Below are 23,913 nucleotides of genomic sequence, written 5' to 3' on the forward strand. Positions count from 1 at the left end.
TGTTTTTGCGGTTATAAAAATAATTCTTTTTTGTAATTGAAAAAATATTATTGTGCTTTTTCTCACCATGTAATGAATTTTCTTTTAACTTATTAAGGCAATACTTGTTCTTTAAGGAGACTTTAAAATTAAATTTTGTGTGTTCATAGTTGTAAGTTATTATTTAAACACTATACAAGATATTTTCACAAGGCGACAAACCATGTCATATTATATATTTATGGATTCATTTTATTCAATTGGTTGCAATAATTTAGAAAATAAAAAAGCGTGGAGCTATGTCTACTGTTCTGGAGGTACTGGCATACCCGACAAACAAATAAACAAGCCCACGCCAAGCGTGAGCATTGCCTATCCTTGTTTGTCTTTGAAAAGTGCCAGTTTTCCAGAACAAGAAAGCTAATGCTTTATATTTTTCCGTTAAAATCAGTTGCTAATATATAAATATTTTCACAACTCACTATAATATGAAATGAGAATAAATTTTATTTAATATCTAATATAGACACCTTTTCTAAAATAAGAATTTATGAGTTAATAAATTAATTTATTTATATATTGTAATAATTTTTAAAAGCTAATAATAATGTCAGAAATAAAATCCCTGATAGAAAAAATCAGAAAATTTAATAAGGATAGAGATTGGGAACAATTTCATAATCCAAAAGATTTAGCAATAGCATTAAATATTGAATCCTCTGAACTTTTAGAATTATTCTTGTGGAAAAGAGATACAGAAGTAAACACTGATAGAGTAAAAGAAGAATTGGCAGATATTTTCACATTTGCTCTAAATATTGCTGATAAATTTAATTTAGATGTGGTGGAAATTATTGAAGACAAGATGAAAAAAAATGCTGAAAAATATCCTATTGATAAATCTAAAGGAACTAGTAAAAAGTATTCAGATCTATGATAGTTTACCATAAAACTAAGCAAGACTTTTCAAGTGATGTGCTTACTAATGCAATTGAAAATATTATTTCCTCTCAGATACACTTAAAAACAGGACACAATATATCAGCTAGGGAATTAAGATCCTTTCACAATTCTCTGGGATATATGGATCGTGTACTGAATGATCCTCAAATTCCGGAAGATGCCGGTATTTCAATAGAATATCATATTCCCCAGACTTCTAAAAGAGTTGATTTTATTATCACTGGAAGAGATGATGATCATGAAAATGTGATAATTATTGAATTGAAGCAATGGGAATCATGTCAATTAACTGACCGTGATGGTATAATACAAACAAGACTTGGAGGTGGAATGGTAGATACAAGCCATCCTTCTTATCAAGCTTACTCATATGCTGCTTTATTGAATGGATTTAATGCGACCATTGAGGAAGAGAATATCAGGTTACATCCTTGTGCTTATCTTCATAATTACGAACCTGATGGAATTATTGACCACACTTTTTATGAATTTTATAATCGAAAAGCTCCTGTTTTCTTAAAACCTGATGCTTTAAAATTGCGTGAATTCATTAAAAGGTTTATAAAAAAAGGTGATAATTCTAGCATTATGTTTAGGATTGATAATGGTAAGGTTCGTCCCACTAAGAGTTTATCAGATGCACTGAATTCTATTCTTAAAGGCAATAAAGAGTTTCTGATGATTGATGATCAGAAAGTGGTTTATGAAACAGCTAAAAAGATTGCTATAGAATCATCAGAATCAAATAAAAATGTTATCATTGTTCAGGGAGGAGCAGGTACAGGAAAGTCTGTAGTAGCAATCAATTTATTGGTGGATTTAGTAAAAAGAGGTCATTTGGCACAGTATGTCACCAAAACAAGTGCTCCTAGGGAAGTTTATTTTGATAAGTTAAGCAAGGATCTTAAAATGGTTGAGCTTAAGAAACTTTTTGTAGGAAGTGGTAGTTTTATAAATACACCTCTTAATTCTTTTAAAACATTACTTGTAGATGAAGCCCATAGATTAACTGAAAAAACTAGCTTCCTTCGCAGAGGAGATAATCAGGTTAAAGAGATTATAAACTCTGCGTTATGTTCAATATTTTTCATTGACGAAGATCAAAGAGTGCATATTGAAGACTATGGTGAAATCAAGGTAATTGAAGAAATAGCTCTACAGTTAGGGGCTAATGTTCATAAAATGGAATTGGAATCTCAATTCAGATGTAATGGTTCAGATGGCTATATCTCTTGGTTAGATAATACATTGCAGATAAGAGAAACCGCAAACTATGAATTTAATTCTAAAGATTTTGATTATGAATTCAAAATTTTTGATTCACCTGATGAATTAAAAGATACTATTGTAAAAAAGAATAAAAAAAATAATAAAGCAAGACTTGTTGCCGGATATTGTTGGGATTGGGTTTCTGATAAAAATCCAGAATTGGATGATATTAAAATAGATGGTTTTGATTTTTCTATGAAATGGAACCTTAAAACATATGGCTCTACTTGGATTATCAATCCTAATTCTGTGAACGAAGTTGGATGCATACATACATGTCAAGGTCTAGAGGTCGATTATATTGGGGTTATTATTGGAGATGATTTAATTGTGAGAGATGATCAGGTATTAGTACAACCCTTATCTCGATCTAAAATGGACAAATCCATTTTTGGATATAAAAAATTATTAAAAGAAAATCCCCAATATGCTAAAAGTTTAGTTCGATCAATTATCAAAAATACATATCGTACATTAATGACAAGAGGAATGAAGGGATGCTACATATATTGTACTGATCATGAAACCAGAGAGTACTTTAAAAAAGCGTTACAAAGCTAATATATAAGAATTACAAAGTAATAACAATATGCGTAGAATAGTTTTTTTTTCAAAAGAGGATCTAGCATCTTACCACATGATGAATAAAATTGATGAATTTTTTAAAAATAAACAAAACGAAAAACCGATTGAATCCATTAATGATATTTTAGAACGACATCATATTATCGATTATCTTGAAAATGGCTTTATTCATCAAAACTGGGCTAAAAATGAAATAACAAAATATGAAAGTATCATCAAAGAATTTAAAAAAGATATAAGTCAATTCTTTAAGAGTTTAAAAGCAAATGAAATTGTAACCTTTTATGACAATATTGATTCCGCTTACTTCAAAACTTTTTGGCTATTAGTCAATAAACATGAAACATTTAAACAAATAACAAGTTTAGATTTAGATTTGATATTTAAAAAGAAAAGATTTAAAATTACAGATATTCTTTATTGTAAAAGAGTCGTCAACCACTTTGATAATGAAATTGCTGAATACATTATATCTAATCCACGTAATGCGGAAATACTTCTAAGTTATTTTGAAGCTATACATGACCGTCCACAACAAGAAAAATTTTTTCCTAGATCGTTAACTTTGGAAGATCGTGAAAAATTAGTTAATAAATATTTGGATTCAGATGACACAAATCTAAATTATATTCGTTTAATTGTTAAAAATAAGGATTCAGAAAATTTAAGATTTACCGATAAAACAAGACTTAAGGCAAAAAGATTAGCTGATAAAATTAATGAAGAATTATTAAATAGTGAACATACTTTGGTTTTAAAAAAAGGAGTTGCATTATCTGAAGACCAAGATGAAATAAAAGAAATAGAATATAAAGATGGGGAACAAATTTATTCTTATAGTAAAAAAAGACTAAGTGAAGATATTAATAATGTAACTCTTCTAAAAAATTTTAGAACCATATTTGAATATTTAGATTTTCAAGGATGTATTGAATTTACTTCACGAACATCAGAAATTGATAGCTTGGAACATACATTTATTCGATCAAAAAATGAATTTTTTATTTCCTCTATGTTTAGAGAAAAATCTTTAGAAGGACATTTGAAATTTTATATCTATGATTTTTTTTTAAATACAATTGATAAAAGGTTAGAAGATATTCTAGAAAATTTTGTGAATGAGTATTTAAATAAAAACTTCAACCTTAATTATTTGAAACTACACTTGCCTAACAAAGAAAGTAGCTACTTAGAGAAAATTAGATTGTTGGCACCAGAATTTGAATCATTGCTTGAGCAATATAAACTATATGTTGAAGATGATATCGTTGATTATGAGTTGCTACAGGTAAGTACAAAAACATCAAAGTTTGGCAATATTCCTTCTCTTTTACAAAAAAAATATGTTTACCCTTTTGGAGAGGAATATTTAAAATTAGAACATACCTTTTTCAGCAGTATGAGCTACCTAATTGACTATGAAAAATACGGGGATAAGTATAAAAACTTTTACTCCCTTATAAAAAATGAAATAGTATCTTTAAAAGATTTCGATAGTTTTGATAAAAAATATATTCAACAACTAATTGATGAAAATTATCTGAAAATAAACGAGGATGGAAGGTTGAAATTAGTAAACGAAAACTTACTACTAATCATTTATTATTTAAAAAATTATGATGTTATAAGTTATTGGTACTTCCCAAAATTTCTTCGTGTAGAAATTGATCTCATGAATGAACAAAAAATGGTGAAATTTTCTGACAAATTGTTAACTGTAGCCGAACAAGAATATTTTGATTATTATCTTAATAATAGGTTTTCTAATGGCTTATGGCTTCGAAACAAATATGTTCATGCCACTAATAGCCACAATGAAAATGACCAGGAAAATGATTATAAAACATTGCTAAAGCTTTTGGTTTTACTTATATTAAAAATAGATGATGATTTAAGTATTGCAAAAAATCTTATAAAATCTCATATAAAAGATAATATTTTACCTTTATAGATAGGAATTTAAAATCAACCTATATTCAGGTTTCATAAGCAAATCCTAAAAACTTTTCGCAAAAAACCACCCAACACAAAACCCTATTTCCCAATATATTATAAATATCTGAATAATCTTTAAAAAATCACCATTCTGTGATTTTGGAGTACTCTCATTTTTTATATTTGATTCACAAACCAAATAATAGAAATAAAATTATGACGTTTGACAATTTAATTAATGTGAGCTTTTCCCAGGAAGAGCTTGCCGCTTTAGACCAGGCAATTCAGAGTATTGTAAGCACCCTTTCCGGGAAAACCGTCAACCTTACTCTGGAATAGAGACAGCAGTATGGAAGGATTGCAGAGCAGAACAAACTTTGCTCCCTTACAATAAGGCAATCCGAAAACAAAACTTTGCGTTAAAAAATAGATTGAATATCTTGTACTACTATTCTGCATCAGCAGGAACAATCTGTACAGGCCTATACAGGTATTTTTTCAACCTCATCACCGGCAAATATGTAAACACCACAGAAAGCCCGCCCGCAAGAATCCCCACCACTACAGCCATGGCAGCACCATCCAGCTTATAATATTTAGACAAATTGAATTGCGCTAAAAGCAGCATACACAGCACTGATAATCCGGTCACCACGCCATGCATAATGCTCAGCCTCGTCATCATCCTTTTGAGATTAAGCTGTTCATCAACCCTGAACTCAATGGCTTCCTGTTCAGCGGCATCGGTTACCCTTTTCAAAATATCAATGGTAAGGACAACCGGTAAAAATATCGCCATAGGCAGGGTCAACTTGGCCAGACATTGGGTTCCTGCAAAGAAATGCGTGTATCCTAATTCATTGAAGCTGGCGTAGGCAATGATAAAATTAAAGAACACGTTCGGAAGGACATAATAGATCATCCGCTTCCTTAGAAAGCGGTTGAGAGTTGTTTTTTTGATCGGTTTAGGTTGAGCCTTTTTTATCGTAAATTTCATGAGGTCATTAGCTCAATAGCTTTATCTTTGATTTGTATCGCTTCCTCTTTCGGAAGAAAATGTTCATTGGACATGAAGGTGAAATCCATCTGCTGGTTATAAGTAGTGGCCACCAACGTATTGGAGTTCAGCCAGGGAAACGCAACCGTCGGGCTGTAAATCGTCTCCAAGGTAAAATGCTTATAATCCCTCGGAATATCTATTTTACCCATATTGGATAAAGTAATATCATGTCCCCCTCTGCTCGATTTCAGCATAGAGATCATGCGATCTACAATAGGATGCATCCGTTCACCCATCCACAACAGTTCCCTGGCTTCTATTTTTTGGATCTTTTGCGTCAGCTCTTTTTTGATCTCCTTCGCATTGTCCAGTATGTTCTGAGCCTCCTTTTTCAGGGAAAGCTCAACAGTGGGGGCAAAAGCAAATAAATGATCCTGCCCGATCTCCGGAATAAAATGACGCACATCTACAGGACTGATTACCTTCCCTTTCGCTTTCTTCCCCTGTATCTCCCGAAAGGCCTGCATGAATGCGGCACAGAGCAAAGCATGCACCGAAATCCCGTTCGCTTTACATTTTTCCGTGATCTGCCTGGTGACCTGCGAATCCAGCTTCCGGTGAAGGGCATAATTCTTTCCAAGGTTTTTGATCCTGCTCTTTTTCTGCGTCATGAAGAAAATTTTCGCCATGATCAAATACAAATAAGCCTTATATTTCTTTTTCCCCGCATCGAAACCCGAAGGAAGAAATTCATCCACGGAACGGAATGCCTCATACGGAAGCAGTTCAGAAGACGGATCATCCAACAGGGCAAGGAGTTCACGCATCAGGGTAACTCCGGTAGTGCCGTCAGAGATACAATGAGGCATTACCCAAAGAATTTCAGACACCTCTTTTCCTTTGATCCAGACCAGGCGGGCCAACGGCTTTTTATCTTCATCAAATAAGCGGAACCATTCCGTTTCCGATTCCAGCAGCCAGTCATTTTCCGTCTGTCTCGGAACCATACGGAGCGGTATAGGTTTGATTTCCTTTTCTTCCGTAAAGAAAGGATATGTTTCACTCTGATCATCGATAACCGTTCTCAGCAGAGGATGCTTCTTCTGGATCTTCGCTAAAGCCAGCCGGAAATTCTCTTCTGAAAGCACTCCAGAGACTTTGGCCGTAAACACACAGTTTAAAGGCGTCTGAGCATCTACATACATGATCCTCTCCACCATCATTAATCTTCTTTTCATCATACTGCCAAAGATTCTATTTGTTGCTTTACGGTCTTCATCATCTCATCACGGATCGCCAGTGCTTCCGAATACGGTAAATAGCCTTCACTTCCTACGAAAGAGAAATCCATTTCTCCCCGGAAGGTGGAGGAAACCAGCGTAGTGGTATTCCCTAAAGGCCCAATCACGGAAGGGCTGAAAATAGTGTCCACCATGAACGCCTTGTATTGATGCGGGATCTGGATACGCCCCAGATTCGAAAACATACAGTCGTTGGAAGACTTACCTTGTTTCAGCAGTTTTGTAAAGTTGTTCAGGGCATCATGCCCGGATTCCATCACCATCATCGTGATATAAGGATTGAGCTTGGCTGTCTTACGTTCCACGGCTTCCTGCATCAGACGTACATTATCCAGAAAGCTCATTTTATCATGTGCGGACAGCACGATCATCAGTCCGAAAGCAAAAATATGATCGTTTTTGATCTGCGGGGCAAATCGCCGGATATCCACCGGGCAGGAAACTTTGTTGAAAGCCAATTTCCCTCTCACCTTTCTGAATGCCTGAAGTACTGCTGCACTTAAAAAAGTGTTGACGGTAACATCATTGGATTTGCAATAAGCAATCAGTTCCCGGCTCTTTGCTTCATCTAATTTCCAATGGATCAGGTAATCATTTTGCCGTTCCACCGCTTTTTTGCCTACAGGAATACATTTGATCGCTGTGGCTGCCAGTCTGCCAATGAACTTGGCTTTCAGCTTTTGCCTGCGGTTGTTCAGAATAGCTTCCGGAACCACATCCTGGATTCCCAAAATAGGTTGTTCTATCCCAATATCCGCGGCCGGATTATCCAATACCTGCAAAAATTCATACAGGAAAGCCATCGCGGAACCGCCATCGCATAAGCAATGATGTAACACGAAAAGCATATCTGAAACCTCCTCTCCTTTGATCCATACAAAACGGATCAGCGGTAGCTTTTCGTACAGGAATGTGGTCTGCCATTCCTTTTTGGATTCCTCCTGCCAATCATCTTCTCCTTTCCGGGAAACGATCCGTACCGGAATGGGTAAAGAACGTTCCGGGATTTCAAACCAGGGAATATGTTGATCATCATAAGTGATAAGAGCCCGCAGCCAAGGATGCTTAGCCTGAATCTGATGCAGCGCCTGCTGAATATCTTCTTCCTTAAATGTTCCGCGCAGTCTGAACGGGATAACGGCATTGAAAGGCTCTGTTCCGTCTCCCAACAGCATACGCTCACCGAATAGCAATCTTCTTTTCATAACTACACCGGGACTAAAGTGGACTGTTGTACAAAATTTTCTAACAATTCTACCGCACGGTCATTCCCTCCTGCGGTTAACAAAGTATGCTGAACGTCTTTTGCTGCATTTCTGTATGCCGGGTTTTCCAGCAATTCAAAAACGGTTTGACGAAGGGCTTCAACCCGTAATCTTTTATACCTGATGCTGATTCCGCACCCTGCTTTTTCAATCAGCTTAGCGATATGAAAATGGTCGTAAGCAATGGGAGTGATCAGCATCGGCAATCCGTTGGTGAACGTATCATTTACCGTATTGAAGCCGCCGTGGCAGATCACCATATCCATGTGAGGCATTAATGTCGATTGAGGAACAAAGCTGCTCACGATAAAGTTAGACGGCCATTCTTCAAAGATATCCGGCGGTGTCGCAGCAATCACCGTTACAGGCTGATCCCCTAAAGCAGCAATCACTTTTTCAAAGAATGCTTTTCGGATATCCACCAATAAGGTTCCTAATGACACGAATATTTTCGGTGTGCTAGAGGCTTCCAGCTTTTCCCAGTCGAAAGGAGCAGGATTCGGGCGTCCTTTTACAGGTCCTACAAATTCCATGTGGGACGGAACCGTTTCAAAATCTGCAAATTTCTGTGAGGTGAACACCAGATTCAACTGATGGGAATGGATAAAAATACCATCATCCTCAATTCCGACTTCCTTTTGAAGCTGTTTGATTAAATTCTGCTGCCATTCAAAGATTTTTGGGGCATTGTTCGCGGTATCTCCCATCACATCCGGCGGAACAGGGGTGGTGGTTACACACGGAATATTATTTTTATAGGCAAACAGTGCTCCTCCGAATGTGATACAGTCATTAACGATCACATCAGGTTGCCAGTCTTTCGTTAGACGTTCCAATCCGGGCATCATCATTTTAGCAAAAGGAACGTAGGTTTCCTCCAAGGCCAGTTTCATCACTTCAGGACCTGAGCAGGCGGGACCATCATCCTGTCTTTTTAAAATACGGGCGATCTCTTCCTGATATGGGATCAGATCTTCTTCAGGATAACAATAGCTTCCACCTTCAGGAATATGTTTTTGATCTAAAGGTGTAATTCCGAACCATTTCACTTCATGGCCACGGGCGATCAAACTTGCACCGACACTTAAAGTAGGACTGATATGTCCGAAAAACGGGGGAACTACAAATAAAAACTTAGACTTAGGTTTTTCTGTTTTTGATGCTGAAATAACATTTTCCAGCAAATCGGCAGCGGTTGCACTTCCTCCGGCTTCTACAAAAGATTCACGAATGGTTTCTGCCGCTTTTTTATATCCGGGATTATTCAAAATTTGCTGTACAGCTTCGTTCAGGTGATGTGCTTTAAACCGGTTAAAATTAAGGCGCTCTCCTGCCCCCGTGCGTACTACACGTCCTGCCACATGCGACTGATCGTAGGCAATAGGGATCACCACCAATGGCAGCCCGTTGGAAATGGCTTCGGAAACGGTATTGTGACCTCCATGACAGACCACTCCATCCAAATGAGGAAGCAATTCCAGCTGGGGAACCTGCTGATATACCATGAAATTGTCCGGCCAGTGATCAAAAAGCTGTGGATCTGAAACAACTACAACGGTTAAGTTTTCTTCTTTAAAAGCATCAACCACTTTTTGGAAAAATGCTTTTTTGTGATCGTGGTCAAAGGTAGTTCCGATACTTACCAGAATCTTTTTCTTTGAGTCTTCGTGGAATTTCTCCCAGTCAAATTCACTGGAAATCCGGCGTTGGGTAAGAACAGGGCCTGTAAACTGATAATTGGAAGTAAGATCCATTTCACCAAAGAAATATTTTGAGGTCAGGACCAATGTCAGCAGATCCGAACAATCTAATGCCCGGTTTTCTTCAACACCCAGTTCCTGTTGTAAAGCGACGATTTGTTTTTCTTCCCATTCATGCACTTTGGGAAGCTCGCTCATGATTTTGATGGCAGCCGGAGCGGTAACCGTTGTGGCATAGGGTAAACCCAGTTTTTTGGCAGCAACAGAAGCCGCGAATAACTGATGGTCGCCGATCACCAGATCAGGCTGATACTCCTTTAGCAATGGAATGATTCCGTTATAGCAATGTCTGTTCAAAGGAATCAGCACCTCTTCATAAAGGAATTTAATGCTGTCGATTCCATAGACCACTTTTTTAGAGATGATATCGAGATAATTTTCGCTTTCTCTTTTTTCTTCGTCCGTCTGGTCGTATTGAATGAGTAATAATTCTCCGCCTTCCGGAAGCTTATTTTTTAATTGAGGATCAAGGCTGATCCACGCCACATGATGTCCTCTTTCCAGAAGAGTGGCACCGATGCTTAGCGTGGGATTCACATGACCGGTTAAAGGGGGAACTATAAATACAAATTTAGCCATGGTTTTGTGTTACGTTTTTAGGTGAGGGTTGAGATAAAAAACGGGCGATGGTTTCTGCAATCAAAGCCGGCTCCTGAATCGGAATGTTGTGGTCTCCGGGAATTAAGAGCAATTCGGATTGACTGATTTGATCATTCAGCCATTCTCCTGTCGGCCTGCAATTGGAATCAGCTCCGTATAGCAATAAGGCGGAAGGCTGTAATTCAGAAAAATCCATTTCGCTCAGGAAATGCTTTTCTTTGATCATATCTGCTTTAATAGTGGTTTCATTGAACAGGAACTCATACATCCGGTGGTTCTTTTCCATCTGTCTTTTGCCCATCTGTACTTTGGTGGTATCGGTAAAATTGGCCACATAATGCTCCAGAAACTCCCTGCTGTATTCATCAATGATGTTCCTGGCTTTTTCGTCCTGTGGATCGGGTGCTTCAATAATAACTAACCGTTCTACCCGGTCAGGAGATTTTAAAGCAGTTTTCAAAGCGATCAAGCCTCCGAAGCTATAGCCTGCAAGGTGGGCTTTTTCAATGTTTAAAACATCCATCAAAGAAAGCACATCGGAAGACATATTTTCCAGATCGTAGCCGTCCAAAAAACGCTCGCTCATACCGTGGCTTTTTAGGTCATACATCACTACATGGAAATGTTTGGCCAGAACGGGGGCAATATTGAAATAATAAATGGAAAGATTGCTGAACATCCCGTGGATCAGCACCACCGTTTGTCCAGCCCCTTTATTGAGTTCCTGAATATGAACTTTTTTACCGTTAACAGAGATTATTGGCATTCGTAGATGTAATTGATGATCATACGTAAATCCAGGTTGATCAGCTCATCTAAGTCCATAGAAGACAGCCATCCCGTGAAATCGATCTGGTCTCCGAAATGCGCTTTGATCTTTTCAGAAAAAGCAACGATTTCAATACTGTCCATTTCCAGATCTTTCGTGAATGAGCTTTCCGGGGTAATGTCCATTTCTTCTACAAATTCTTCGCCTATGACTTCTGTGATAAAGCCTTTTAAAAGGGTGAATAATTCTTCGTGATTTAATTTTGCGGTTGTGTTTATAGTGTCCATCCTATGATATAATTTTTATGTTTAATGGTTTTTATTTCTGTTTGATTGATCCATAAAGAATCATCTGTTATTTTTTCGACTTCGAATTGTTTCGGATTTCCTTTCAATCCTATTCCCCTGAATTTTCCATAGGCTTCTTTGGCTACCCAGAAACGGGTGGTCCATTCTGCCTGGTCTTTATCCTTTAATAATGCCCGTTCATGATCTGTAAAGACCACATCGTAAAATCCTGAGCTTCGTTCTTCAATGATCTCCATATCGATCCCGACCGGTTTTCCGCTGCGAGCCATTCCGACTGCATCTTTTCCTTTATGGGCTAAAGAAATATGGATATCTTTCGTGGAATCCCCAATCAAATAAGGCTTTCCGACCTCATCCGAGGCAACTTCAAACGTAATAGGGAAGCAGGCGTGATCTTTTTCCTGGCGAAGAAGGTTTCTTACGGCATCTTTTACCGCAACACGGCTTACCATCCAGCTTTTTCTTTTGTTGGGCAATAAAGTGTTATGATGCTTTTTCTCTGTCTGATTGAAATATCTCTTAAGGATAAAATCCCATGACGCCACTCTTGAATAGGCCTGATGAAAGAAAAATACCTGTGGCGCAATTTCCTCCGAAAGACGGTTATGTAATGGCGACATGGAGACATTCCATAAAGCGGCATCAATTTCCAGACGACGGTTTTGCCAGCCTGAAATCTTACCCCATACTTTTCCGTTCCGGGTTAAAAGAATATCTGCAATGGCGAATTCATCATTGAGTTCTGTCAGACTGCAAGTGCATTCAAAAATACCATCCTGATCGTGGAGATCTCCGAAAAACTCAATGTCTTTGATCTTTACGGGGAAAGCAATTCTGTCCTTCGTTAACGTCAGTTGCAGCCAAAGCCCGAATAATTGACCTGCATTGTCTAACAAGGACCCTTTTCCGCCGTTTCCTTTGATCTTTCCGATAATCCCTTTTGTTCCTATTTTTGAAACTTCTGTAATTCCCTGATATTGTTCTCCATGGAACATGTGCTTATCATAGATTTCTTCGGGTGTCCTTTCGATAGGCAACACATCACCAATGGAAAGGGTGAAGGTAGGATTGGGTCTCGCCGTAGAGGTTAGCAGAACTTCTGCATTGGCAAAATTTTCAATATCGAGATAAGCATGGTGGGTGGATCTCCATTCTCCTTTGACGGTTTTTTCGAAAGGTTTTGCCACATTCATCCATTGAAAAACACTTACGTTCATAATTTTATGAACCTGGCTTCCCGGAATTTCAGCCTGTGCGATTTCTGCCAATTGCTCGAAAATCATGGTCATCGGAATCACGGGTTCCATATCGGCCACTTCGGTCCAGCCTTTCGGTTGTCTCAATAAACTGTGGTCGATCAAATAGGGATGCGTTTCTAACGTCACCCGCAAAGTTTTCTCAAAATTCTTGCTTGCAGGCTTCTGTATTTTTGGAAGTATAACATTTTGAACGGGAGTTGCAGAACGATCCTGGAATAAGGTCAGGACTTCTTCCTGCATACGGATCATATCCGCTATATTATCCTGGAACGCCTGAACTAGCGGATGCCCTGATTTTGCTACAGTAGCGGAAATATTTTGCTTCGAGGCTTCCATTGATTTTGCCAACACTTTGATTTCTTTAAAATCACGGATGATCGGTGAGCCTAGTTCCAGCTTCATTCCTTTTCCGGATGCTTTTGGAGAAGAGTTTTGGAGTTCTAAAAAGTCAAGAGCCACTGTCTTCCCTTCTACAAATAATGCAGCCACCACGCGTTGTAACTGTGCCAGTGAAGAACGTGTAGGAACACTCGATGCAATGGTGCTGAATGCTTTTCCTTTCAAAGTATCATCAATAAAGCCTATTAATCCACCTGTTCCGACCTGGATAAAGACTCTTGCGCCTTCTTCGTATAATGTATTAGTCAGTTCACGGAAACGAACAGGCTCAACAAGATGTTCCGCACTGAGCTTCCTGATGGATTCCTGATCGGCCGGATACGGTTTCAAAGTAGTTGCAGACCATAACGGAATTTTCGTTGGCTGGAACTGTGCTTTTTCCATTCCCGCCAGAATCACATCTAATTTATCAGCAATAAATGGGGAATGAAACCCCGACTGGAAAGGCAAAATCTGATGAAATATCTGTTTTGATTTCAGTACCGGAACCAATTCATCCAACGCAGTATTGCTTCCACAAAGAATCACCTGATTCGGGCAATTGTCATTGGAAATATAAACGTCCGAAATTTCTTCAATAATAGGCTGAACGGTTTCAATTCCAGCTCCGATAGCAATAAATTTTGAATCTTTTAATTCAAAAGTTTCAGGATTTAAAACATCTATTAGAGCTTTTACAGAATTTACTTCCGCCAATTCAGAAGAATAGCCGGCGAGCCATTCTCCTAAGCTGTGTCCTGCATTCATATCAGGAATAATTCCCAGTTTTTTTAGGGAGTGGTCAAGGATGCTGCAATTATTGAAAATATGCAAAGCATCATTTAATAATCCTTCCCCTTCGGTTTCTATCGGGGCGTTGATATTAAAATAACGGCTTACACTTTCCACTTCACCTTTTGCTAATCCGTCCAATCCGGGGAATACAAAGGCTACTTTTTCTCCATTTTGCAATAGAGGCGTATTGGTGTACCAGATATCCTGCTTGTTGCGCCAAGGATTATTTTTGGCAACAATTTTAGTGGCCTTTTCAATTCTCGCGGGAGTGGGATCAAATATAGCCACACGGAAATTTCCCTCTTCTACTGCTGTTTCATTATTTTGTAACGCTGATAATAATTCTTCATGAGTTGGTCTGGCTAAGATCAGAACGTTGTCTTTTTTAGGCATGTCATATCCTTCCAGCACCACATGTGCATTAATTCCACCGAACCCGAAAGCATTCACTGCTGCTATTTTTGGTAATCCGGTCTTTGACCAGCTTTTTGCTTCCTGCACAGGTTCGAACCTGGTGTTCTGCATATCCGGAGTTGGGTTTTCACAGTACAATGTTGGCGGTAATGTATCATGATGCAAAGCCAGACAGGTTTTTATCAATCCTGCCATTCCCGCAGCAGGCATGGCGTGTCCTATGTTGGACTTTACAGAGCCTATTCCTGCAATTTGAGCATCTTCTTCTTTTCTGAAGAATTGAGCCAATGTCTGAAGCTCTGTTTTGTCTCCAAGTGGTGTTCCTGTACCGTGAGCTTCTACATAACCGATTTGTTTTTCATCCAAATCTGCATTGGCCCAGGCTTGCTGTAAAGCTTTCAACTGTCCTTTCACAGAAGGGCTCATCACACTGGTTCCGTTACCGTCACTGCTTACCCCTACTCCTTTGATGACTGCATAAATTTTATCCTGGTCACGAACGGCATCTTCCAATCTTTTCAATACTACAAAACCACAGCCTTCCCCGATCAATAAGCCGTCTGCATCACTGCTGAAAGGCTTGATCTGCTGTTGACGGGATAAAGCCCCCAATTGGGCGAAAATGCTCCAGAAAGCAGCGTTTTGCCCGGTATGAACTCCGCCTGCAATCATGATGTCTGAACGGCCTCTTTGCAATTCCTGTACGGCATGATCTACTGCCAATAAGGCACTTGCACACGCTGCATCCACGGTAAAAGCCACTCCTCCCAAATTAAAGCGGTTAGCCACTAAAGAGGCTACCAGATTAGGAATCAATCCCATCGCGGTATCAGCGGCGAAACGCCCTTTTCTTTCCTGAAAAGCATGCTTTACTTTTTCAATGTCTGCGGAAGAAACTCCGGGTAATAATTCTTTTAATAAAGAGGAAATCTGTTCTCCTGTTCTTACAATTTCAATGGCCCGGGTGGCGCCGGGTCCGGTATAGTTTCCCTTCCCAATGATGATTCCTGCTTTTTCCAGCGAAATGTTTTTCTGAAAAACACCGGCATCATCCAAGGCTTTATGAACCAGATCGAGGGTTAATAAATGATCGGGTTCCGTACCTTCAACGGCTAACGGTAAAATACCGAAAGTGGTGGGATCAAATTCATAATCAGGGATAAATCCGCCACGCTGACAATAAAAACGGTCAATGGGACTGGTATTGTCACTGAAATGAACAGGGTCGATTCGATCGGCAGGGGCCAATTGGGTGGAATCCACTTTATTAATAATATTCTGCCAGAAAGTATGGGCATCCTTTGCGCCCGGAAAGACACAGGACAGGCCAATGACAGCAACATCCGTTTTCTTCATAATATACAGAGATTACCAGTTAGTTCCGGACATGATTAATACCTGACTTTCTGTTCCATATTTGATTTCGTTCAGGAAAATTTCTTTCCCCTGATCCAATGGAATTAATGAAATACCTCTTCTTTCGTATTCTGTTTCCAAAGTTGGCGAAACCATTCCGGCACCTTTCCATGGTCCCCAGTTGATGGAAATGACTTTTCCTTTTAATTTTTTGTTCAAAGCATTCGCATAATCATCCAGTACAGAGTTGGCTGCAGCGTAATCTGTCTGCCCTTTATTTCCATACACTGAAGCAATACTTGAGAATAATACTACAAACTGACAGTCTGTACGGAGCCGTTCTGCCAGTACACGTAGGGGCTTCACTTTGGTATTAAACACTCGTCCGAAAGAGCTTGTTGTTTTTTGTTTGAATAATTTATCTTCCAAAAGGCCTGCTCCGTGGATCACACCGTCTAAGCGGTTGTATTTCTCATAGATACTGCTGATTAATTCAGATAAACCCTCTTCATCACAAAGGTCTAATGATTGGTAAACAATTGTATTGCCTAATTGTTCCATATCACGGATCGTGCGCAGAATCTGGTTATTTTTGAAAATTTTTATAGTTTCTTTTTCAATTTCAGAAGGTGAAGTGAATGTTCCGGATTTGATAAGATATGCTCTTATCTCTTCTTTTGTTTTCAATGCTTCCAATTCTTGATTATGGGTTGCCTGGTCTCTGGGATCCGCTGATCTTCCCACCAAAACATACGTACAAGGATAGGCCTGTGACATGTGTTTTACCAACTCGGAGGTGATTCCCTGAGCGCCACCTAAAACTAAAACAACCGATTCCCGGTCCAATTTGATATGAGCCTCTTCCAAACTGTTGGATAATGGTGATGGAATGATTTCCACTTTGTGTCTCCGGTCATTTTTATAAATGACTTCGGCAGGTCTATCGGTGGTTAGAATTTCTTTTAAAGCAATTTCAGCAATCTGCTCGATCTGTTGGGGAGAGGTTAAACTAATCAACCTGCAATTGGTTTGTTCAAATTCACGGGCTAAACTTTTGAAAAGTCCCGGATGTCCTTTATAATGGCGTAAAAGTGTGGTATCCGTCAGCTCCTGAACATGAGCAGGAATATCAGAGATCAGGTAAATCCATTGGGCTTTATCAAGATCCATTTTTTTAATCAGATCAACGTGATCGATGATATCATGCTTTGCGGAAGATGAGAACAGATCGAGGATGATCAACCCGTCAAAATCGGAAAGGTCTTTGTCTGAATCAATCAATTCTGCAACAGCGCCATGCTTTTCAAGTTCATTTTTGATAGCTAAAGTCTGAGTGTTATCGTTTTGAGTGATTGCGAAACGTTTTCCCTGTAATATTTCAGTATTTTCAATTAAAGAAACATCTGTGGGCGTCAGATCGAAACGAAGTCGTGATAAAGTATTTTGTTCCGGTTCAGGGGTACTGTTTCCACTCATTTCGTTGATCCAGGAAGCCAATCCGTTCAGTGTTTTGATGGCGGCTAATTTTTCCATGAGATCATCAGCTTGTTCCATATCGCCACCGAAACCGATTTTCGTTTTAAGCTCGCCAATGATTTCCATACGCTTAATGGAATCAATACTTAAATCTGCTTCCAAATCTAAGTCTAAACCTAGCATTTCTTTAGGATAACCTGTTTTTTCGCTTACAATATTTAAAATGGCTGTTTGAAGCTCTTCAAGTGAGAAGGTGGATTGAGTTTGAGTTTTGGAAGCGGATGTTTCTACAGTGGTAGTTTTTTCCTCTGTATTGGAACTTCCCGAATATTCTGTTAACCAGGAAACCAGTCCATTCAACGTTTTAATTCCTGCCAACTGCTCCATGATGGTATCTTCATTGGCATTATGGGAAGAAAAAGAGCCTAGTTCTGCTTTCAGCGTTCCGATGATTTCCACTCTTTTAATGGAATCGATGCTTAAATCCGCCTCCAGGTCCATTTCCATGCCTAACATTTCGTGAGGATACCCTGTTTTATCACTTACCACTTGAAGTAACAGAGTTTTAATATCTTTTACCGGGGCTTGTTTTTCCGGGATAATAACTATTTTTTCAGCACCGTCATTCGGAGGACTGGAAATTACAGGAGCCTGAGTATTTGAAGGTGGAGAAACCGGTGAAGTATATACAACAGGAGCCGGATTTACCTGCGGATTTTGTCCCAGGAAAGAAAGCATCACATCGCGTTGTGCCTGTATCATCAGTTTCATGCTGTTTAAATATTCCTGCAGCATGCGTTCTGTGTTGGTTTGGCTTTCATTTGCAGGATTCTGATTATTAGTAAAGTTGTTCATTTGAATTGGATTTATGATGGGTAATGCACCATTCGCAGGAAGTGCGCCTGTAGCAGGATGAGCAGCTTGCCCGTTCACACGCCAGATCGCAGGACTTTTCTTGTACAATTCCGGTTGATCGATTTGAATAAACTGAGCATTACGTCCGTTGAAAAGTTCAGCAATATTAAAATCTCGTCCTGTTCCCAAATACTGAGCCAACATAGAAAGCAGATGACTAAGCTTATTACGATTATTATCTTCAACAAACAGGGTTACATGGTCTTGATCTAAACAGGATTTCGTTAATCCTGTTAACACTTTTCCTGGCCCTACTTCAATGAATATCCTTGCTCCGTCATTGTACATAGCCTGAAGCTCTTCAACAAACCTTACAGGCTGAACTAAATGATCAGTCAGCCTTTCTTTTATTTCTGAAGTGACTGTAGGATACATTGCTGCTGTAGTATTAGACCAAACAGGGATTTGCATTTCACTGAATGAAACATCCTGTAAAACAGCTTTGTATAAATCTTTGGATTTTGCTAACAGCGGACTGTGAAAAGCACAGGCAACTTCCAATTTTTTGGCTGAAATGCGTTCTTCTCTCAACACTTCCAACAATTTATTGATAGATTCCGTGGTTCCTGCTACTACACATTGAGCCGGAGCGTTATAATTGACCGGATAGCAATCTTTAATCTGTACTAAAACCGGTTGTAATTTTTCTTTCGTTGCGCTTACCGCAATCATAGATCCGGGATCTCCTCCTTCCACAGAATCCAGAATGGATTGTGCTCTTTGAATACTTAGCTCGACTAGCTTTTCTTCTTCAAATACTCCTGCAAAGCATAAAGCAGGCAATTCCCCATAGCTATGTCCTGCCAACATATCCGGAACGATTCCGAGAGATTGTAAGAATTTAGCTAGTGCTAAATCCACCATTCCTAATAATGGCTGTGCCAAACGGGTATCTTTAATGGTTTCTTTCTGTTGCTTCAGAACAGCTTCGTCAAAAGTAGCTGAAGGGAAAACCACTTTCTCTAATTCAGGATATAAGTCGATAAGCTTTCGCATTTCTGGAAAAGCAACGAATAAATCACGGGCCATATTGATGCGCTGACTGCCTTGTCCAGGGAATAAGAAGGCTATTTTTCCTTCTTTTTTATTGACGGTGTAGGTATCTTTATTTTCAATTCCAGCCAGCACTAATTCGATATTCATGATCAAATGTTCCGATGTATCTGCAACGATGCTCAGCTGAATCGGCTTTTCCGAACCTACGGCAAGGCTATAAGCGATATTTTTTAAAGAAATCCCATCATTGATTTCCAGTAATGATTTCACCTGAATCAATTGATTTTTTGCTTCTTCATACGTTTCACCTCTGAATACAAACAGCTCTGAAGGCCAGGATGACAATGCTATGGAATCATCCTGTTTAGGATGATTGGCAATGACGGTGTGAAAATTGGTTCCCCCAAACCCAAAAGCACTGATTCCCGCGTAACGGTTTTTCTCAGTCCATAATCCGCTTTCTGCATGAAAAGCAAACGGGCTGGTTTGAGGATTATAATAGGCATTCGGCTGCTGAAGGTGTAGCGTTGGAGGTTTTACGCCGTGATATACTGCTAAGGAAGCTTTGATAAGCCCGGCCAACCCGGCAGCACATTTGGTGTGCCCGATCTGTGTTTTTACAGACCCTAAATGGGTTTGTGCGGGTATTGCTCCTGAGCGACTGAACAGATTGGTTAATGCACTAAGCTCTGTTCTATCTCCAACTACTGTTCCGGTACCGTGAGCTTCTATTAAACCTACGGATGCAGGACTGATCCCTGCTTGGGTATAGGCTCTTTCCAACGCCCTTACCTGTCCTATTTTTCTCGGAGCGGTCAATCCAAGTGCTTTACCGTCACTGGACCCTCCCACTCCTTTGATGACTGAATAAATACGGTCTCCATCACGCGCGGCATCTTCGTATCGCTTTAATACAAGGATGGCCACTCCTTCACCGAGGGCAATACCGTCCGCTTCGCTATCAAACGTAGCACACCTCCCTTTTCTGGAAAGTGCATGGGTACTGGAGAACATCAGGTAATCATTAATCCCGTTATGAAGATCAGCGCCACCTGCAAGAACCATATCTGATTTTCCTAAAACCAGTTCCTGGCAAGCCAGGTCAATAGCAGCCAATGAGGAAGCACAAGCCGCATCTACAGTAAAGTTTCTTCCGCCAAGGTCTAATCTATTGGTAATTCTTCCTGCAATGACATTGGCTAAAATACCCGGGAATGAGTCTTCTGTTGTGTGAGGAAAGGCTTCTTTTACTTCTTCATGAAGCTCACCAAAAACCTGCTTGTAATATCCTCTGAAGCTGTAGCTATTGGCAAGATCATTTCCTCCTTCTGCCCCAATAATTACAGAAATATTTTCCCTGTTGATATATTTTTCTCCGTATCCTGCATCTTCCATCGCCCGTTTAGCAACTAATAATGTTAATAATTGCGTAGGCTCAATAGCGGCAAGGGATTGTGGGGGAATACCAAATGCGAGCGGATCAAAATCTATTTTCGGAATAAAGCCGCCCCACTTGGAATGGGATACATCTGCTTCGTTAGAATCCGGGTGATAATAAAGTTCCTTGTTCCATCTTTCATCAGGAACTTCTGTGACACTGTCTTTTCCAAGGATGATATTGCGCCAGTATTCTTCCAGATTTTTGGCATCGGGGAAAATGCATTCCATCCCGATAATGGCTACATCAAGGGGTTTTTCTGCTGATACAGGTTCCTCCGGTAATTGGGCATGTTTAATATATTCGTAATTATCAATGCTTACATTCTGATGAAGTTCGGCCATGGAAATCACACGGTCATGCATTGTGGCAACCTGCCCGATCATATACATCCCTAACTCTAGCTGGTCACCCTTAGGAATATGCACCAGCTGGTCACCCTGGCGCTCTACGCCTTTAGCCGCAATTCTAAGACGGCCAACATTCAACTTTTCAAGCTGTTCCCATACTTCTTTTTTATCTGTTCCAGCTTCTATAAGCTTCGCTTTCTCCGCATTAAAATATTGGGCAAATGATGTATTCAAGCATCGAGTTTCATGTCCTGGAGCGGTTTCCAGCAGTACAGTATCTTTCGCCTGCATGGCCTGTAACTGGAATTCTTCCTGGATGGCACCACAGGATACTGCTTCCTGAGTATATAAATAAGCAGTTCCCATCAATACCCCGACCTTTACACCTCTTGCGGCTAACGGAGCTGCCATCACAGAGACGAATGCCGTTGAAAATGCATTATGGATCCCACCAGCAAAAAATACGCTGATATTTTCGGGATGGTCTTCTTTTAAGATACGTTCGATCTGTTTTTCCCAAAGGACCATACTTGAAAGCGGGCCTACATGACCTCCACATTCGCGCCCTTCAAATATAAAGTTAGTGGCTCCTTCCTTCAGGAAAATATCCAGTAATGCGGGAGAAGGAACGTGTAAGAATGTTTTTATTCCCGCCTTTTCGAAAATTTTTGCCTGGGCAGGTCTTCCTCCGGCGATTAATACTACCGGTGGTTTTGCTTCTAAAATATATGAAGTTTGCTCATCTCTCAGTTCCTGTGGAGCAAATCCTAAGATTCCTACTCCCCAAGTTTTTTCTCCGGCAAGGTTTTTTGTTTCCATCACCAAAGATTTGGCCGGTTTGCCCTTCAATAAAGATAAAGCCACAAACGGTAAAGCTCCTGCATCGGCTACTGCATCCGCAAATAACGGAATGTCGCTGACACGGGTCATTGGTCCCTGTGCGATTGGATAACGTAATCCTAAATCTTTGGCTAATGTATTCTCCTGATCAATTACCCGGAGGGCTTTTGCCTGTTTCAGGTGTCCATACATGGCTTCTTTGAATCCGAAGACGAGCTTTTTAAGGGTCTTAAAGTCTTCAAACAGATCTATGGCTAAAGAAATATCCTGCCCCATTGGAATATAACTCCTGCTGATATCTAAATCTTTAAAATAGGTTACCAGCTCTTCGGCAGTAATATTATCCGGCAATGAGGGAGAATTTGGTCTCGCCAATACGCGGTGACCAGCTATTATTTTAGTTTCAGTGCCATTCAGTTTTGTACAAAGTTCTTTAACATCTTTCGGAACTGAACTTTCAGGAAAAAGAGCCAGCTGACTGTCTAACACCACGCCTGTTGCTCCCAATGCTTTTGCAGCAGCTGCGGTATGAATCCCCACACCTCCCTGTATCCATACAGGTATATTTTGAATTTCTTTGATAATGCGTTGAAATAATACAAATGTGGATTCATAGCCTACCTTTCCGCCTGCTTCATTGCCTTTTATAATAATTCCTTTCGCTCCTGATTGTTCAGCCTGTTTGGCTTCTTCAACACTGTTCACCTGATAGATAATGGGCAGATCAGTAGAAAGATTAATACCGAAAGGCAAAATAATAAGACTTACTTTTTCCGGAACCGAAAGACATGTTAATTGGTTATTGGGAAAAGAAATACCATAAGAAGGTATATCTATTTGTTCGAGCTGATTCAGTGCTTCCTGAGCAGACGCAAGCTCGTGTCCCAAGCTTAGAACAGGAAATGCACCTGCCTGATGCAATTTAGGTATCAGAGAGATGTCCGGCTTTTCAAAGGGGGTCAATCCGATAATGGTTAAGTTTTTCATGGCATTAGATATTGATGATAACAGGAAATTCCCAAACAACGCCATACCTTTCGGTATAAAAGCGACTGTTATTAAGCGGAATAAAAATAATTAATTTTGTTTTGTATTTAATTATAAATGGTATTTGGTAACGATTTTTTAATAGTGGTCCTATTAAATAGCCAAATAGCTTTACAGACGAAGTTCGAGACCTGAGAACTTATAAGAAGTTCTACAAAAGGGATCAATTTAAAAGGGATTACATTTTTCATTGTGTTGATGGTATTGTTTGGTACGAGGGAAATTCATAACAAAAAACGCTTATACTTCAGGGGTAAAGACAATTTTTTGTTATGGCTATATAAGCGCAATTGTTTTTTGTTATATTTTTAATAATAAAGATAATTTGATATTAATTGTTAAATAACTATTAATGTCTATGGTTTATATTTTTATTCTTAGAAATAATTTATTACAATTTGTGTATTTTTAATTATAAAGATTTATAATTGTGTAATTTTAAGCAAATATAGAAATAAAAATAAAATATTTCAATCATAAGAGATTTGTTTTTTCCATATTACAAAAAGATAATATTTCATATCTCTGGTAACGGATGAAATAAGATCAAGATCATTATCAAATAAAAAAAGACTTAACAGATATGTTCAAGTCTTAGCCACAGAGAAAGAAATCTCTGTTAAAATATAAAAAAAACCACTACTATCTAACCTTTCTTTTCAATTCCCTCAGCCTTGCAGTGACCAATTTGCGAAGATCAAGATGATACTGCCTGTAGTTTTTAATACTGTTCTCCAATTTTTTTTTATTCATCAGATAATCATCATAAAGCTCATCCAGCTCTGACGTTTGAGAGATGATGTCCGAAGATTGAAGATCGGCTTCATTATGCATTTCACTTAATAAATACCGGTAATACTTCATGCGCTCTATAAGACTACTGTGAAATTTAGGCTCTATTCCCTGCATTGTATT

General features: G+C 39.2%; 13 protein-coding genes. 4 read left to right on the forward strand and 9 right to left on the reverse strand.

The annotated features are described in order from the left end of the window. Nucleotides 1–586: 586 nt before the first annotated feature. The 4 genes from EGI05_RS04885 (at nt 587) to EGI05_RS18145 (ending at nt 5,070) form a co-directional block, all read left to right on the forward strand. Entirely contained in the window at nt 587–916 is a 330-nt protein-coding gene (locus EGI05_RS04885; RefSeq protein WP_123261927.1) for a nucleotide pyrophosphohydrolase, read from the forward strand. Next, nucleotides 913–2,772: a DUF2075 domain-containing protein gene (locus EGI05_RS04890; RefSeq protein WP_123261928.1), complete on the forward strand. Its 1,860-nt coding sequence runs from the start codon at nt 913–915 to the stop codon at nt 2,770–2,772. The genes EGI05_RS04885 and EGI05_RS04890 overlap by 4 nt, the downstream gene beginning before the upstream one ends. Before the next feature lie 28 nt (nt 2,773–2,800). After that, entirely contained in the window at nt 2,801–4,747 is a 1,947-nt protein-coding gene (locus EGI05_RS04895; protein WP_134197359.1) for a hypothetical protein, read from the forward strand. Between the two features lie 200 nt (nt 4,748–4,947). Beyond that, nucleotides 4,948–5,070, forward strand: a complete 123-nt coding sequence (locus tag EGI05_RS18145) for a hypothetical protein (protein WP_262693910.1) — start codon at nt 4,948–4,950, stop codon at nt 5,068–5,070. Between the two features lie 109 nt (nt 5,071–5,179). On the opposite strand, the gene EGI05_RS04900 is transcribed toward EGI05_RS18145, so the two are convergent. The 9 genes from EGI05_RS04900 to EGI05_RS04940 all read right to left on the reverse strand — a co-directional run bounded on the left by EGI05_RS04900 (nt 5,180) and on the right by EGI05_RS04940 (nt 23,907). Next, nucleotides 5,180–5,653, reverse strand: coding sequence for a hypothetical protein (locus tag EGI05_RS04900; protein WP_228428547.1), 474 nt, complete (start codon nt 5,651–5,653; stop codon nt 5,180–5,182). A 71-nt stretch (nt 5,654–5,724) separates the two neighbouring features. After that, nucleotides 5,725–6,972 (reverse strand): condensation domain-containing protein, encoded by a 1,248-nt coding sequence (locus EGI05_RS04905; RefSeq protein WP_123261931.1) that lies wholly within the window; start codon nt 6,970–6,972, stop codon nt 5,725–5,727. Then, nucleotides 6,969–8,237 carry a condensation domain-containing protein gene (locus EGI05_RS04910; RefSeq protein WP_123261932.1) on the reverse strand — a complete coding sequence of 423 codons (1,269 nt, stop codon included), beginning with the start codon at nt 8,235–8,237 and terminating at the stop codon, nt 6,969–6,971. The genes EGI05_RS04905 and EGI05_RS04910 overlap by 4 nt, the downstream gene beginning before the upstream one ends. 2 nt (nt 8,238–8,239) lie before the next feature. Next, the gene (locus EGI05_RS04915; protein ID WP_123261933.1) at nt 8,240–10,636 is read right to left on the reverse strand and encodes a glycosyltransferase; all 2,397 of its coding nucleotides are present in this window, start codon (nt 10,634–10,636) and stop codon (nt 8,240–8,242) included. Continuing rightward, complete coding sequence (locus EGI05_RS04920; RefSeq protein WP_123261934.1) at nt 10,629–11,423, reverse strand: alpha/beta fold hydrolase; 795 nt, start codon at nt 11,421–11,423, stop codon at nt 10,629–10,631. Before EGI05_RS04920 ends, EGI05_RS04915 begins: the two co-directional genes overlap by 8 nt. Continuing rightward, complete coding sequence (locus tag EGI05_RS04925) at nt 11,414–11,713, reverse strand: acyl carrier protein (protein ID WP_123261935.1); 300 nt, start codon at nt 11,711–11,713, stop codon at nt 11,414–11,416. The genes EGI05_RS04920 and EGI05_RS04925 overlap by 10 nt, the downstream gene beginning before the upstream one ends. After that, nucleotides 11,701–15,936 (reverse strand): type I polyketide synthase, encoded by a 4,236-nt coding sequence (locus EGI05_RS04930; RefSeq protein WP_123261936.1) that lies wholly within the window; start codon nt 15,934–15,936, stop codon nt 11,701–11,703. The genes EGI05_RS04925 and EGI05_RS04930 overlap by 13 nt, the downstream gene beginning before the upstream one ends. A 12-nt stretch (nt 15,937–15,948) precedes the next feature. Continuing rightward, complete coding sequence (locus EGI05_RS04935) at nt 15,949–22,938, reverse strand: type I polyketide synthase (RefSeq protein WP_123261937.1); 6,990 nt, start codon at nt 22,936–22,938, stop codon at nt 15,949–15,951. 702 nt (nt 22,939–23,640) lie between these two features. After that, on the reverse strand, nt 23,641–23,907 hold the full coding sequence (locus EGI05_RS04940) for a hypothetical protein (protein WP_123261938.1): 267 nt from the start codon (nt 23,905–23,907) through the stop codon (nt 23,641–23,643). Nucleotides 23,908–23,913 lie beyond the last annotated feature (6 nt).

Origin of the sequence: Chryseobacterium daecheongense (assembly GCF_003729955.1) — a bacterium.
In the GTDB taxonomy this organism is placed as follows: domain Bacteria; phylum Bacteroidota; class Bacteroidia; order Flavobacteriales; family Weeksellaceae; genus Chryseobacterium; species Chryseobacterium daecheongense.